This is a genomic window from Polaromonas sp. P1_A2 (assembly GCF_056406895.1).
This window is the reverse complement of sequence record NZ_JBFTZI010000001.1, coordinates 990,839-1,005,459: the sequence shown is the minus strand read 5'-3', so window position 1 is coordinate 1,005,459 and position 14,621 is coordinate 990,839. Positions and strand designations below refer to the sequence as shown.

General features: G+C 66.1%; 15 protein-coding genes. 7 read left to right on the top strand and 8 right to left on the bottom strand.

The genetic code is table 11. The features are described 5' to 3' along the window. Window positions 1–11 precede the first annotated feature (11 nt). From AC1D09_RS04805 to AC1D09_RS04785, 5 genes are all read right to left on the bottom strand, one after another. Window positions 12–296: a hypothetical protein gene (locus tag AC1D09_RS04805; protein WP_477660657.1), complete on the bottom strand. Its 285-nt coding sequence runs from the start codon at window positions 294–296 to the stop codon at window positions 12–14. A gap of 5 nt (window positions 297–301) precedes the next feature. Further along, window positions 302–1,504 (bottom strand): ABC transporter permease, encoded by a 1,203-nt coding sequence (locus AC1D09_RS04800; protein WP_477660656.1) that lies wholly within the window; start codon window positions 1,502–1,504, stop codon window positions 302–304. Next, a complete protein-coding gene (locus tag AC1D09_RS04795; protein ID WP_477660655.1) occupies window positions 1,501–2,157 on the bottom strand; it encodes an ABC transporter ATP-binding protein in 657 nt (218 codons plus the stop codon). Before AC1D09_RS04795 ends, AC1D09_RS04800 begins: the two co-directional genes overlap by 4 nt. Continuing rightward, on the bottom strand, window positions 2,154–2,657 hold the full coding sequence (locus tag AC1D09_RS04790) for a Fur family transcriptional regulator (protein WP_477660654.1): 504 nt from the start codon (window positions 2,655–2,657) through the stop codon (window positions 2,154–2,156). The genes AC1D09_RS04795 and AC1D09_RS04790 overlap by 4 nt, the downstream gene beginning before the upstream one ends. Window positions 2,658–2,761: 104 nt before the next feature. Beyond that, on the bottom strand, window positions 2,762–3,145 hold the full coding sequence (locus AC1D09_RS04785) for a hypothetical protein (RefSeq protein ID WP_477660653.1): 384 nt from the start codon (window positions 3,143–3,145) through the stop codon (window positions 2,762–2,764). A 170-nt stretch (window positions 3,146–3,315) separates the two neighbouring features. Between AC1D09_RS04785 and AC1D09_RS04780 the strand changes: the two genes are divergently transcribed. Next, complete coding sequence (locus tag AC1D09_RS04780; RefSeq protein WP_477660652.1) at window positions 3,316–4,287, top strand: M14 family metallopeptidase; 972 nt, start codon at window positions 3,316–3,318, stop codon at window positions 4,285–4,287. A gap of 41 nt (window positions 4,288–4,328) precedes the next feature. Here AC1D09_RS04780 and msrA read toward each other — a convergent pair whose 3' ends face one another. The 3 genes from msrA to AC1D09_RS04765 form a co-directional block, all read right to left on the bottom strand. Beyond that, entirely contained in the window at window positions 4,329–4,871 is a 543-nt protein-coding gene (gene msrA, locus AC1D09_RS04775) for a peptide-methionine (S)-S-oxide reductase MsrA (protein WP_477660651.1), read from the bottom strand. A 104-nt stretch (window positions 4,872–4,975) separates the two neighbouring features. After that, window positions 4,976–5,254: a hypothetical protein gene (locus tag AC1D09_RS04770; RefSeq protein ID WP_477660650.1), complete on the bottom strand. Its 279-nt coding sequence runs from the start codon at window positions 5,252–5,254 to the stop codon at window positions 4,976–4,978. A 227-nt stretch (window positions 5,255–5,481) separates the two neighbouring features. Then, window positions 5,482–6,366 (bottom strand): LysR family transcriptional regulator, encoded by an 885-nt coding sequence (locus AC1D09_RS04765; protein WP_477660649.1) that lies wholly within the window; start codon window positions 6,364–6,366, stop codon window positions 5,482–5,484. Window positions 6,367–6,510: 144 nt separating this feature from the next. Between AC1D09_RS04765 and AC1D09_RS04760 the strand changes: the two genes are divergently transcribed. The 6 genes from AC1D09_RS04760 (at window position 6,511) to AC1D09_RS04735 (ending at window position 14,593) form a co-directional block, all read left to right on the top strand. Continuing rightward, a complete protein-coding gene (locus tag AC1D09_RS04760) occupies window positions 6,511–7,707 on the top strand; it encodes an acyl-CoA dehydrogenase (RefSeq protein WP_074575656.1) in 1,197 nt (398 codons plus the stop codon). Window positions 7,708–7,735: 28 nt separating this feature from the next. After that, window positions 7,736–8,515 carry a YdcF family protein gene (locus tag AC1D09_RS04755; RefSeq protein WP_477660648.1) on the top strand — a complete coding sequence of 260 codons (780 nt, stop codon included), beginning with the start codon at window positions 7,736–7,738 and terminating at the stop codon, window positions 8,513–8,515. 158 nt (window positions 8,516–8,673) lie between these two features. Beyond that, a complete protein-coding gene (locus AC1D09_RS04750) occupies window positions 8,674–9,366 on the top strand; it encodes a TetR/AcrR family transcriptional regulator (RefSeq protein ID WP_477660647.1) in 693 nt (230 codons plus the stop codon). Next, the gene (locus AC1D09_RS04745; RefSeq protein ID WP_477660646.1) at window positions 9,363–10,568 is read left to right on the top strand and encodes an efflux RND transporter periplasmic adaptor subunit; all 1,206 of its coding nucleotides are present in this window, start codon (window positions 9,363–9,365) and stop codon (window positions 10,566–10,568) included. Before AC1D09_RS04750 ends, AC1D09_RS04745 begins: the two co-directional genes overlap by 4 nt. A gap of 12 nt (window positions 10,569–10,580) precedes the next feature. Continuing rightward, window positions 10,581–13,829 carry an efflux RND transporter permease subunit gene (locus AC1D09_RS04740; protein WP_477660645.1) on the top strand — a complete coding sequence of 1,083 codons (3,249 nt, stop codon included), beginning with the start codon at window positions 10,581–10,583 and terminating at the stop codon, window positions 13,827–13,829. 74 nt (window positions 13,830–13,903) lie between these two features. Continuing rightward, window positions 13,904–14,593, top strand: coding sequence for a protein-L-isoaspartate O-methyltransferase family protein (locus AC1D09_RS04735; protein ID WP_477700956.1), 690 nt, complete (start codon window positions 13,904–13,906; stop codon window positions 14,591–14,593). Window positions 14,594–14,621: the final 28 nt, after the last annotated feature.

The window sequence follows — 14,621 nt, the reverse complement described above, 5'->3', positions numbered from 1 at the left end:
GTTCGCCGGGCTCAGTGAACGTGCTTCATGCCGCAGTATTTGCCGACGGCCAGCCCTTTGCAAGCGGCTTGCAGTTCTTTTTCGCAAACCTCGTCTTTTTTACCCGACTCCAGGCACTTGGCCGCGGCTTCGTGGGCGGCGGCCATGGCGCGGTGGCGCTGGATGTCTTCCTTGGTTTCCTTGTCGCTGTGCTGCGCGTAGGCCAGCGAAAAGGTAGCGCTCAGGGCCAGCGCGGCCACGCCGCCCAGGACGGGCGAGAACTTGAGGAATTGCTGGACGAAACGAAGGCTTGGCATAAAAGTTACCTTGATTGGAGAAGTTCAAACACACTGACCCGGTAGGCCTCCCAGGCGGGCAGCAGCGCGGACGCCAGCGCCACCCCCAGGGCCAGTACCGGCACGCTTACCAGTTCGACCGGCCAGGACACGGCGCCGATCAACACGGATTTTTCGAGCTGCAGCGCCCAGCCCAGCAAGGCCGTCAGCCCCTGGCCCGCCAGCACGCCCAGCAGCGTGGCCAGCAAGGCCAGCCACAGGGCTTCGCACAGCAGCAGGCCGGCCACCTTGCCCGGCGGCGCGCCCAGCATGCGCAGCAGCGCCAGGTCGGCCCGGCGCTCGCGCACCGCGCCCCAGAGCGCGATGAACACGCTCAGGCCCGCCGTGAGCAGCAGCACGCCGGCCAGCGCGCGCAGCACGTCGGTGCCCACGCCCACCATGCTCAGCAGGCGCGTGATCTCCAGCGCTGGCGCGGCGGCCTGCATCTCGGTGCTGCTGTTGATATAGCGCGGAAAGGTCACCGCCGCCAGCGGCGTTTTGTACTGGATCAGCGCCAGCGTGATTTCGCGGTCTTCCTCCAGCACCTTGCGGTCGTCGTCGTCCAGCGCGGTGTCGGTCTCATGCACCTGCCAGACCGATTCGGTGGCCGTCAGCACCAGGCGGTCCAGCACCGTGCGGCTGGGCGCCAGCACGCCGGACACCACATAGGGGCTGAGCTTGTGCTCCTCGCCCCCGCCGCCCAGGCCGTGCGTGCCGGTGAAGCTGTCGCCCACTTTCAGGCCGGTCTGCCGCGCCACCTGCGCGCCTATCACCGCCTGCATGGGCTTGGCCCACAGCGTGCCCTCGGCCAGCTGCGCGTCGTAGTGGCTGATGTAGTCGGGCGTGGTGCCCACAATGCGAAAGCCGCGGAAGCTGTCGCCCAGGCTGATGGGAATGATCTTGGCGACCTGGGGATGTTTTTCGAGTTCCTTCACCGCGGCCAGCGGCACATTGCCGGTCGGCACATCGAGGTGGAAAACCCCCGAAAGAATCAGCTGCATGGGGCTGCCCTTGGCGCCCACCACTACGTCGATGCCAGCCAGGTCGCGGTCAAAAGCCTGGTTGATCTGGTGTCCCACCAGCAGCAGGAAGGTGATGGACGCCAGCCCCAGCGTGAGCAGCAGCAGGTTGAGCGCCGCGGCCAGCGGACGCGACCACAGGTAGCGCCAGGCGAAAACAATGGTCTTCATGGCTGGCGGCGCCCCAGCTGCAAGGCCTTGAGGCCTTTTTCGTCTTTGAAAAACTCGGCCACGCGGGCGTCATGCGTGGCAATCACCAGCGTCGCGCCCTGCCGCCGCGCCGTGGCCCGCAGCAAGTCCAGCGAGGCCGCGGCAGCCTCGTCGTCCAGGCTGGCCGTGGGCTCGTCCGCGAGGATCACCTGGGGCTTGAGCAGCACCGCGCGCGCCAACGCCACGCGCTGCGCCTGGCCGCCCGAGAGCTGCGCCGGCTTGCGCTGGGCCAGCGCCTGCACGTCCAGCGCGGCCAGCGCCTCGGCGATGCGGGCCTCGTCGGCCGGCCGGCCCGCGGCCCACTGCGCCATGGCCAGGTTGCCGTGCACCGTGAGCGCCGCGCTCAAATGCAGTTTTTGCGGCAGAAAGCCTATGGTGGCGGCCCGCCAGGCATCGCCCGCGACCTTGCCCAGCGCCTTCATGGCCTGGCCCGCCACCGTGATCTCGCCCCCGGCAGGCGCCAGCAAACCGGCGGCCAGCGCCAGCCAGGTCGACTTGCCCGAACCCGACGCGCCGCGCAGCAGCAGCACGCCGCCCTGGGCCACGTCCACGTCCTCGAAGCGCAGTTCGGGGCCTCCGGCGTAGCGGTAAACAAGCTCGCGCGTGCTGATCATGAAGAGGCCGTGCCCGGTGCGGTGCTCGCGCAGTCGGCGCACACGCCGCGCACCGCGAAGTCCATGCTCATGCCCTGGTAGCCCAGGGCCTTGAGCGCCTGCAGCGCGGTCTGCGCGGCGCGCTCCAGGTCGTTGGCATTGGCTTTTAAAGCCCCCGAGAACGCGCCGTCCAGCGGGCTGTCGCGGTGGCAGCTCTGGCATTCAAAGTGCGGGATCGCATGCACGCTGCTAGGCATGGCCTGGTAGCGCCGCACGCGATTGGCGTCGACCCGGCACAGCAGCAGCCCCACCTGCGTGAGCCGGTCTATCAGGCGGTACAGCGTGACGCGGTCCAAGGCCACTTCGGCGTCGCCGGCCAGCGCCGCCTGCAGCTGCGCATGGGTGTAACTAGTGTCTGGATGCGCCAGCAGCCAGCCCAGCACCCGCCGTGCCGCCGCAGTGCGGCGCAGCCCGTGGGCGGACAGCAAGGTGTCTATGGGGTCGTACGGACGGTCGGTCATGGGATGTGAAGTGCTGCGGACGTCAATTAACGCAATCGAGTTGCATTATTACCGCAATTACACCCCTTCCAATCCCTGCTTTGTGTAAAGCAGCCGAAACGGGCTCAGCTTTCAGGCCGTGTATCAGGCCAAACCACAGGCCGTTTCGCCACGGGCTTGCCCTTGCCGCTGGCCGTGGCCAGCCCGCCGAACAGCACGATCAACACCAGCCAGCCCAGCATCACGTCCCAGAAATGCTTGAGCAGGAAATACGGCGCCAGCAAGGTCGTGAACCAGTAGCTCAGCGGGCCGAAGCGCTCACTGACCACGCCGCCGCCACCGTAACCGCAGCGTATGGCCGGGTTGTCAAAACCGGCCGATGCGCAGCCCACCCACTGCAATACCTTGGCCGAGGTGAACATGCTCACGACAGGCGTTCCAAAGGCCAGGACAAACAGGGCCAGGCTGATGAGCAGCGCCAGGAAAAGGGTTTTACAAACAGCGTGCATGCGTTTTTTAAGATTGCTTTTCGCCGGATTGTTGTGCCGCATCGCGCGATGCCCGACCACGATGGAAGCTAATGTATACCGCCAACGGCGGCACAAGCCGGCGCTGCGCTATAAGCTCCTATGAACGCGCCATGCCCGGCGCTCCACCCATTCACCTCACGGTAACAGCCATGCCCCCCAAACACCCCACCCACCTGCGCGCCCACACCTACCACGGCCTGGCCCCCGGCCTACGGCTGCTGGTCACCGGCGCCGTGCACGGCAACGAAACCTGCGGCACGCGCGCCATCACGCAGCTGCTGGAAGAAATCGACGGCGGCGCGCTGGCCATAGCGCGCGGCACCGTGACCTTTGTACCGGTGACCAACCCGCTGGCCTACAGCCTCAAGCAGCGCATGGGCGAGCGCAACCTCAACCGCAACATGGCGCCCAGCGCGATCCCGCAGGACTTCGAGGACCGCATCGCCAACGTGCTGTGTCCGCTGCTGGATGCGCACGACGTGCTGCTGGATTTGCACTCCTTCCACACCGGCGGCGCGCCCTTTGTGATGATCGGGCCGCAGAACAACCACGGTGCGCTCGAGCCCTTTTCCCATGCAGCCGAGGAAATGCAGCTGGCGCTGCACACCGGGCCGCACCGCATCGTCGAAGGCTGGCTGGAGACCTATGCGCGCGGCGTGAAGCGGCGCACGGCCTCGGCCGAGGCCGGCAGCGGCAGCCGCGCGCAAAGCCTGGTGACCGACCCGAACTACGGCGTGGGAACAACCGAGTACATGCGCTCGCGCGGCGGCTATGGCGTGACGCTGGAATGCGGCCAGCACGACGACCCGCAGGCGGTGCTGGTCGCGCGTTACGCGATCCTGCAGACCCTGGGCTTGCTGGGCCTGGTGGAGCAGCAAGCCGCGCCGGTTCCCATGGAGCGCGAAATCCTGCGCCTGGTCGATGTCATGGACCGCGAACATGAGGGCGACAGCTTCACCCGCGAATGGCGCAGCTTTGACGCGGTGAAAGCCGGCGAGGCCATAGGCACGCGGCACGGCGGCGAAGCCGTCACCGCGCCGGCCGACGGCTTTGTGGTGTTTCCGAATCCGCGCGGCGAGGTCGGCCAGGAGTGGTTTTACTTCGCACAGCGGCGCGTGTAAGAACCCTGAACAACCTTATCCGCAGATAGACAGCGCCAGCTTCAGTCCTTCACCCGCGAAGCAAAAGTCTTGCGGAATTTCTCGACCTTGGGGCCGACCACAAAGGCGCAATAACCCTGGTTGGGGTTGTTCTCGAAATAGTCCTGGTGGTAGGCCTCGGCCGGCCAGTAGTTCTCGACCGGTAGCACCTCGGTGACGATGGGCTTGCCGAAAAGCTTGTCCTGGCTGGCCTGGCGTATGAAGTCGTCTATGACTTCCTTCTGCTCGGGCGTCGAGTAATAAATGCCGCTGCGGTACTGCGTGCCGGCGTCATTGCCCTGGCGGTTCAGGCTGGTCGGATCGTGGATCACAAAAAAGATCTCGAGGATTTCCTTGAGCGTGATCTGGTCCGGATCGTAAGTCAGCTTGACCACCTCGTTGCTGCCGGTGCGGCCGGTGCAGACTTCCTCATAGCTGGGCCGCGCGGCCTGGCCGTTGCTGTAGCCCGATTCGACGTCGGTGACGCCGCGCACCTTGACGTAGACCGCCTCTGTGCACCAGAAGCAGCCGCCGCCCAGGGTGATGGTTTGAAGGGATGAGGACATGGCTATCTCCGCTGAAAACCGTTGGTCGTGAAATGAGCGGAAATCTTACGCCGCGGGCCGCGCAAGCGCCGTGGCCGCCTCGCTTGCCCTTGCCCGGCAGGGGCTCAATCGCGGCGGCGCGGGCCCTTGCTGCGGTGCATGGGGCCGACGGCGCGGCGCATCAGCCGCAGCAGCACCAGCGCCGTGACGGCACCGGCAACGGCCAGGCCCAGCGAGCCCATGCTGAACACCGTGTCGTTGGTCTTGCCTCGGCTCAGGATGGCGGCCACGAAGTCGCCGCCTATATAGGCGCCGAACACACCGACACCTAGATTTTCGAGGATAAGGATTTTTTCGCGGGTGCCCGCGAGCAGGCAGGCGGCGCCGCCGAAGAGGGCACCCACCACACACCAGATATACAGGTTGATGCCGTTCTCCTGAGGACTATGAACTGCCCCATGGTCGCAGTTTTGGGCCCCCGGCGGTGGACATACTTTCCGCAAGGTCTTTCTCTTTCTTCTGGAGCCGCTCACAAAACCCAGCGAAGCGGTCCTGGCTAGGCGCGCCGCCGCAGACAGTGCACCAGCACGGCAAGGCGGCGCAACAACGCCAGGAGGGTTTTGTGAGTGGCTCAGGCCGGCGCAATCGCGCGCACCGCCTTGACAAAAGCCGCCAGCGCCTGGTGGTCGCGCGCGGTTTTCCAGAGGCAGTGCGTGTCGTAAGGCGTGGTGGCCGCATCCAGCGGCACAAAAGCCGCGCCGGCCATGGCCGACTGACGCAGCGCGGCCGGCACCAGCGCCACGCCCATGCCTTGCGACACCAGCGAGACCACGCTGAGCCAATGCCGCAGTTCGTAGCGCATCTCGGGGTAAAAGCCGGCTTCGGTGCAGATCGCCAGGATGCGCTCGTGGTAATCGGGCGAGACCGCGCGCGACACCACCGCAAAGGGCTGGCCCTGCAGGGCCGAAAGCGACAGCGAGCGCTTGCGCGCCAATGCATGGCCGGCGGGCAGGCAGCAGACCAAAGCCTGGCTGGACACCAGGATTTGCGAGAGCTCGGGCGGCACGCGCGTGGTGTGCACAAAACCCAGGTCCAGCCGGTCGTGCGCCAGCTCCACCAGTTGCTCGCTGGAGCTGAGCTCCTTGAGCGTGAGCCGCAGCAAAGGGTGCCCGGCCTGGAAGCGCTCCAGGATGGCGGGCAGGCCGCTGTAAAGCATGGTGCCCGAAAAGCCTATGGCCAGGCTGCCGGCCATGCCCTGGCCCACATCGCGCGCATGGCCGGCCGCCTGCGCGGCCTGGTCCAGCAGGGCGCGCGCCGCCGGCACAAAGGCCTGGCCCGCGGCCGTCAGGCTGACCTGCTTGCTGCTGCGGGTGAACAGCTTCGCGCCTATGGAGGCTTCCAGCTGCTGGATATTGAGCGACAGCGGCGGCTGCGAAATCGACAGGCGCCGGGCCGCGCGGCCGAAGTGCAGTTCCTCGGCCAGGACCAGGAAATAACGGAGGTGGCGGAATTCCATGAATATGTTTTTTATATCATTGAATCAATAATTGATATTAGACAACTATTCATGCTTGTCAAACAATCGTGCATGGCCGCCGGCGCCCCGAGCCGCGCCCCTACACTGCAAACCAAGCTTCCCTTCTTTCGGAGACACCAACCCATGAAAACCACCTTCAACTGGCAAGACCCGTTCTTCTTCATGGAGCAGCTCAGCGAGGACGAACGCGCCATCGCCGACGCGGCCCACGCCTTCTGCCAGGAAAAGCTGCAGCCCCGCGTGCTGATGGCGGCGCGCCATGAGAAGTTCGACCGCGAGATCATGAATGAGGCGGGCGCCATGGGCTTCCTGGGCTCCACGATTGAAGGCTATGGCTGCGCCGGCCTCAATTACGTGAGCTACGGCCTGGTGGCGCGCGAAGTCGAGCGCGTGGACAGCGGCTATCGCAGCGCCATCAGCGTGCAAAGCTCGCTGGTCATGCACCCCATCAACGCCTACGGCAGCGAAGCGCAGAAGCAGAAATACCTGCCCAAGCTGGCCACCGGCGAATGGGTGGGCTGCTTCGGCCTGACCGAGCCCAATCACGGCTCCGACCCGGCCAGCATGCTGACGCGCGCCAAGCCTGTCGACGGCGGCTTTATCCTCAAGGGCGCCAAGATGTGGATCACCAACAGCCCCATCGCCGACGTCTTCATCGTCTGGGCCAAGCTGCAGGATCCGGACGGCAAGGTCGGCGGCCAGGAAAGCATTCGCGGCTTTGTGCTGGAAAAAGGCATGAAGGGCCTGACCGCGCCCAAGATCGAGGGCAAGATGAGCTTGCGCGCGTCGATCACCGGCGAGATCGTGATGGACGACGTGTTTGTGCCCGAAGAGAATTTGCTGCCCAATGTGAGCGGCTTGAAGGGCCCCTTCGGCTGCCTCAACAAGGCGCGTTACGGCATCGCCTGGGGCGCCCTGGGCGCGGCCGAGGACTGCTGGTTCCGCGCCCGCCAGTACACCCTGGACCGCCAGCAGTTCGGCCGCCCGCTGGCGCAAAACCAGCTGATCCAGAAAAAGCTGGCCGACATGCAGACCGAAATCACGCTGGGCCTGCAAGCCTGCCTGCGGGTGGGCCGGCTCATGGACGAAGACAAGGCCGTGCCCGAAATGATTTCGCTGATCAAGCGCAACAGCTGCGGCAAGTCGCTGGACATCGCCCGCATGGCACGCGACATGCACGGCGGCAACGGCATCCATGACGAATACCACGTGATCCGCCACATGATCAACCTGGAAACCGTCAACACCTATGAAGGCACGCACGATGTGCATGCCCTGATCCTGGGCCGCGCGCAGACCGGCCTGCAGGCCTTCTATTAAGAAGCGCCTTTTCTTTCTGTAGCCGGCCATGGACCCAGGCGCGCTCAAGCCCGTGCTGGCCGCCCTGGCGCTGCCGCCGGTCTCTCCGCTGCTGCTGGCCTTGCTGGGCCTGCTGCTGGCCGGGTGCAACAAAAAAAGAAGCGGGCTCGCGCTGGCGACCATTTCCGTGCTGCTGCTGGCGCTGCTCAGTTGCCACGGCACGGCGGTATGGCTGGCGCGCACGGCCTTGCCGCAATTCGCGCCGCTGGACCTGGCCGAGCTCAAGGCCCGGAAAGTGCAGGCCATCGTCATCCTGGGCGGCGACGTGCTGCCGGTAGCGCCCGAATACGGCCACAGCCAGCCGAGCGCGGCCACCGCCGCGCGGCTGCGCTACGGCGCCTGGCTGGCCCGTCAGTCCGGCTTGCCGCTGGCTTTTACCGGCGGCCTGGGTTGGGCGGCCCACAGCACCCAGACCGAATCGGAGGCCGAAGTCGCCGCCCGCGTGCTGCAGCAGGACTACGGCCTGGCGCTGCGCTGGCGCGAATCCCAGTCGCGCGACACGGCGGGCAATGCGCGCCTGATGGCGCCGCTGCTGCGCCAGGCCGGCGTCCAGCGCATCGCGCTGGTGACCCATGCCTGGCACATGCCGCGCGCGATCCTGGCCTTTGAACAGGCCGGCCTGGCCGTCACGCCCGCCCCCATGGGCTATGTGCTGCCGGCGCAAAGCGAGCTGCTTGAATGGCTGCCCTCGGCCCAGGGCCTGCAGGCCTCGCGCCAGGTGCTGCGCGAGTGGCTGGGGCTGGCTGTTGGGCATTTTCTGCCGGCATAAAGCCCGCCCCCGCTGCATCCCCTGTGGCGCCAAAGCAGCGTCCACCAAGGCTTTACCGCGGGTTTACCTTTGAGTCCAGGCACCCCGGCGACACTCAATACTTTGGGTTGACGGTCGGAAAGTAAGCAGATATATTACTAACCAGTCAGTCAGTAACTATGTCTCTTTCCAAACTTTTCCACGACAACACAGCGGTCGCCGCCAAGCGCGAGCGCCGCAAGGAAGCACGGCCGGGCGAACTCCTGGATGCCGCATTGGACCTTTTTGTGGAAAAAGGCTTTGCCGCCACCCGCGCCGAGGAAGTCGCCGCCCGCGCCGGCGTCTCCAAGGGCACGCTGTTCCTTTATTTCCAGAGCAAGGAAGAGCTGTTCAAGGCCGTGGTGCGCGAGAACATCTCGGGCCGCTTCACCGAGTGGCGCGCCGAGCTGGAAACCTTTGAAGGCACCACCTCCGAATTGCTGGCCTACTGCATGAACAGCTGGTGGGAACGGGTGGGCCTGACGCGCGCCTCGGGCCTGACCAAGCTGATGATGAGCGAGGCCAAGAACTTCCCCGACATCGCGGCCTTCTACCAGCAGGAAGTCATCATGCCCGGCCACGGCCTGATCCGCAGCATCCTGCAGCGCGGCGTGGACCGCGGCGAGTTCCGTCCCATGGACCTGGACTACGCCGTCTACGTCGTGATCGCCCCCATGATTTTCCTGATCCTGTCCAGGCACTCGGGCGGCGTGTGTTTAAGCAGCGAGATTGACCTGGATCCCCAAAAATACATCGCCTTCCAGGTGGAAACCATTCTGAACGGCATCTCCGCGCCGGCCGTTGCCGCCGTGGCCAACAGGAAGGCCGCATGAAGCGCTGGGCCAAGTGGGCGGTCGCCGGCCTCATCGTGCTGCTCATCGCGGGCGGTGTGTTGCGCGCGCTGGGCGCGCGCAAGGCCCAGCAGCAGGCGCTGGCCGCCGGCAGCGCGGCCAGCAAGGACATGGGCCTGGTGGAGCTGGCCGCCACCGACGTGGTCAAGGCCCAGGTGCGCGAGCTCGTGCAGGGCCTGCCCGTCTCCGGCTCGCTCAAGGCCGTCAACTCCGCCGTCATCAAGGCCCGGGTCGCCGGCGAGCTCCAGGGGCTGGCGGTGCGCGAGGGCGATGTGGTCAAGGCCGGCCAGGTGATCGCGCGCATAGACGCCGCCGAATACCAGTCGCGCGTGCGCCAGGCCCGCGAGCAGGCCGAATCCGCCAAGGCCCAGGTCGACGTGGTGCAGCGCCAGTACGACAACAACAAGGCGCTGGTCGACCAGGGCTTTATTTCCAAGACCGCGCTGGACACCTCGCTGGCCAACCTGAACGCCGCGCAGTCCACCTACAAGGCCGCGCTGGCCGCGACCGACGTAGCCGCCAAATCGCTGGACGACACGGTGCTCAAGGCGCCTATCTCCGGCCAGGTGTCGCAGCGCCTGGCGCAGCCCGGCGAGCGTGTGGGCATAGACACCAAAATCGTCGAAATCGTCGACCTGAGCCGGCTCGAACTCGAGGCCACGCTGAGCGCCACCGACTCCATGGAGGTGCGCGTAGGCCAGAGCGCCCAGCTGCAGATTGAAGGCAGCCGCCAGCCCGTGACGGCCGTGGTCGCGCGCATCAACCCCAGCGCGCAGGCCGGCAGCCGCAGCGTGCTGGCCTACCTGAACATCGACAACCCGGGCGTTACCGGAACTCCAGGCGAAGCCGGCACCCCGCCGCTGCGCCAGGGCCTGTTCGCCCAGGGCACGCTGGGCACGGCGCGCGCCTCGCTGCTGGCGCTGCCCGTCAGCGCCGTGCGCACCGACAAACCCGCGCCCTATGTGCAGGCCGTGGAAAACGGTGTGGTGGCGCACAAGACCGTCGAGCTGGGTGCGCGCGGTGCCGCCGGCGGCGACAGCGTGGTGGCTGTCAAAGGCCTGGAAGAAGGCGCGCTCGTCGTGCGCGGCGAAATCGGCGCGCTGCGCGAAGGCACCAAGGTGCGCTTCACGCAGCTGCCCTCCGCGCAGCCCGCCGCCAGCACGCCCGCCAAACCGGCGCCCTGAGGCTTCACGCGCATGTGGTTCACGCAGGTCAGCCTCAAGAATCCCGTGTTCGCCACCATGGTCATGCTGGCCATCGTGGTGCTGGGGCTGTTTTCCTACCAGCGCATGCAGGTCGACCAGTTTCCCAACATCGACTTCCCGGTGGTGGTGATCACCGCCGAATACCCGGGCGCCTCGCCCGAAATCGTTGAAAGCGAAGTCACCAAGAAGATAGAGGAAGGCGTCAACTCCATCGCCGGCATCAACGCGCTGACCTCGCGCAGCTACGAAGGCCAGTCCGTGGTCATCATGGAGTTCCAGCTCTATATCGACGGGCGCCGCGCCGCCGAGGACGTGCGCGAAAAAATCGCGGCCATCCGGCCGAGCTTTCGCGACGAGGTCAAGGAGCCGCGCGTGCTGCGCTTCGACCCGGCCAGCCGCGCGATCTGGTCGGTGGCTGTGCTACCGCAGTCCGGCAAGGGCAAGGCCATGGACGCGGTGGAACTGACCAACTGGGCCGACCAGGTGCTGAAAAAACGCCTGGAGAACGTGCGCGGCGCGGGCTCGGTCACCCTGGTGGGCGGCACCAAGCGCGAGATCAACGTCTACCTCAATCCGCAGGCCATGGAATCGCTGGGCATCACCGCCGACCAGGTGGTCAACGCCGTGCGCAACGAAAACCAGGACCTGCCGGTGGGCGCCATCCGTTCGCTGCAGCAGGAGCGCGTCGTCAAGATAGACGCGCGCATGAAGCGGCCCGAGGACTTCGGCAAGATCATCGTGGCGCGCAAGAATACCGGCAGCGGGGCAGCCGCGGCGGTCACCGTCGACCAGGTGGCCCGCATCGCCGACGGCGCGCAGGAACTCGACAGCCTGGCGCTCTACAACGGCCAGCGCACCTTGCTGCTGACGGTGCAAAAAGCCCAGGACGAAAACACCATTGCCGTGGTCGACGGCCTGAACAAGGCCGTGGCCGAGCTGCAGCCGCTGCTGCCGCCTGGCGCGCGGCTGGAACTCATCACCGATGGCTCGCGCCCCATACGTGTGGCCGTCGAGAACGTGCGCCGCACGCTGATCGAAGGCGCACTGCTGACGGTGCTCATCGTCTTCCTGTTCCTCAATTCCTGGCGCTCCACGGTGATCACCGGGTTGACACTGCCGATCTCCATCATCGGCACCTTTTTGTTCATGAATCTGTTCGGCTTCACCATCAACATGATCACGCTGATGGCGCTCTCGCTGTGCGTGGGCCTGCTGATCGACGACGCCATCGTGGTGCGCGAGAACATCGTGCGCCACGTGCAGATGGGCAAGGACCCGTACCGGGCCTCGATGGACGGCACCCAGGAAATCGGCCTGGCCGTGCTGGCCACGACGTTCTCCATCGTGGCCGTGTTCCTGCCCATCGGTTTTATGGGCGGCATCATCGGCAAGTTCTTCCACGAGTTCGGCGTGACCATCGTGGCGGCGGTGCTGATCTCCATGTTTGTGAGCTTCACGCTGGACCCCATGCTCTCCAGCGTCTGGCACGACCCGGCGATTGAAGCGCACGGCCGGCAGGGCGCGCCCGTCACCTTCTACGACAAGACCATAGGCCGCGTCACCGGCTGGTTCGACCGCGCCACCGAATCCCTGAGCGACAGCTACCAGGGCATACTGCGCTGGTCGCTGGGCCACAAGCTGGCCACGCTGGCCCTGGCGGTGCTGATTTTTGTCACCAGCATCTTCATGGTGCCGCTGCTGGGCACCGAGTTCGTGCCCAAGGCCGACTTCTCCGAGACCACGCTGAATTTCTACACACCGGTGGGCTCTTCGCTGGAAAACACCGAGGCCAAGGCGCGCCAGGTCGAGGCCATCGTGCGCGAGTTCCCGGAAGTGAAATACACGCTGGCCACGCTCAACACCGGCAATGCTCAGGGCAAGATGTACGCCAGCGTCTATGTGCGCCTGGTGGACCGCAAGGCGCGCACGCGCAGCGTCGACGAGATGTCGGGCGTGCTGCGCGAGCGGCTCAAGCTGGTGCCCGGCATCACGGTCACGCACGTCGGCCTGCTCGATTCGGTGGGCGGCAACAAGCAGGTGGAGTTTTCCCTGCAGGGCAGCGACCTCAAGGAACTTGAGCGGCTCACGCGCGCGATCAGCGACAAGATACGGGGCATCCCCGGCCTGGTGGACCTGGACTCCAGCGTCAAGGCCGACAAGCCGGTGATCGAGGTCGACGTGCGGCGCGACGCGGCCTCCGACCTGGGCCTGTCGGTGTCGCAGATCGCCGCCTCGCTGCGCACCCTGGTGGCCGGCCAGACGGTGGGCAACTGGCGCGCGCCCGACGACCAGACCTACGACGTCAATGTGCGCCTGGCGCCCAGCGCCCGCACCGCGCCGCAGGACCTGGAGCGCCTGCCCTTCATGAGCAGCACCATGGGCAGCAATGCCGACGGCTCCTCGCGCGTGGTGCGGCTCAACCAGGTGGCGACCGTGAAGGAATCCACCGGGCCCAACCAGATCAACCGCCGCGACATGGCGCGCGAGGTCGCCATCAACGCCAACGTCTACAAGCGCTCGGCCGGCGAGGTCTCCAAGGACATCAAGGCCGTGCTCGATGACTTCAGCTTCCCGCCCGGCTACCGCTACCAGTTCAGCGGCTCCACCAAAAACATGGCCGAGTCCTTCGGCTACGCGGTCTCCGCGCTGGTCATGGCCATTCTGTTCATCTACATGATCCTGGCCAGCCAGTTCAAGAGCTTTTTGCAGCCCATGGCGCTGATGACCTCGCTGCCGCTGACCCTGATCGGCGTGGTGCTGGCGCTGCTGCTGTTCCGCTCCACGCTGTCGATGTTCTCCATCATCGGCGTGGTGATGCTGATGGGCCTGGTCACCAAGAACGCCATCCTGCTGGTCGACTTCGCGATCCGCATGCGCGCCGACCGGCTGGACGTGGACGGCCACCGCGTGCCCGGCATGGAGCGCGGCGAGGCCCTGCTGCATGCGGCCAAGGTCCGGCTGCGCCCCATCCTGATGACCACACTGGCCATGATCTTCGGCATGGTGCCGCTGGCCTTTGCCCTGACCGAAGGCTCCGAGCAGCGCGCCCCCATGGGCCAGGCCGTCATAGGCGGCGTGATCACCTCCTCGCTGCTGACGCTGGTGGTGGTGCCCGTGACCTATTGCTACCTGGACGACCTGGGCCAGTGGTTCAAGCGCAAGTTCGGCCCCAAAACCCGGCACGCCGCCGCCCCTGAAACACCGCCCGCCCAACCCGCGCCTGTCATGGCCGGCCGCTAAAATCAAAGGTTTATCTCGTGAACCCCCTCTTCACTTCCCTTTCCTCCCCAATTTCGCCCAACCACAGGTCCGCCATGAACTACGAACAAGCCCGATTCAACATGATTGAGCAGCAAATCCGCCCCTGGGAAGTGCTGGACAACCAGGTCCTTTCCCTGCTCGCCGTGGTCAAGCGCGAAGACTTCGTGYCGGCGGCCCACAAGGCCCTGGCCTTTGTCGACATGGAAATCCCGCTGCCGCCCCAGGCCAACCCCAGCCAATGCATGCTGGCGCCCAAGGTCGAGGCCCGCATCCTGCAGGAACTGGCCGTGCAGAAGCACGAAAAAGTGCTGGAAATCGGCGCCGGCTCCGGCTACATGGCCGCCCTGCTGGCGCACCGCGCGCAGCAGGTGATCACGCTTGAAATCGACCCCACGCTGGCGCAGATGGCGCGCGACAACCTGCAGCGCGCCGGCGTCTACAACGCCGAGGTGCGCACCGGCGACGGTGCCGCCAAGCTGGCGCAGGCCGTTGCCGGCAACGACCCGCTGCGCGGCCCCTTCGACGTCATCGTGCTCAGCGGCTCGGTCGCCGAGGTGCCGGCCTCGCTGCTGTCCCTGCTCAAGGTGGGCGGCCGCCTGAGCGCCATCGTGGGTTTTGAGCCCGTGATGCGCGCCACCCTGGTCACGCGCGTGGCCGAAGACGCCTGGCGCACCACCCAGGCCTGGGACACCGTGGCGCCGCGCCTGCTGAACTTCCCCGAACCCTCGGCCTTCAGCTTCTGAATCTGAAGCCGGCGGTAACACCCGATCA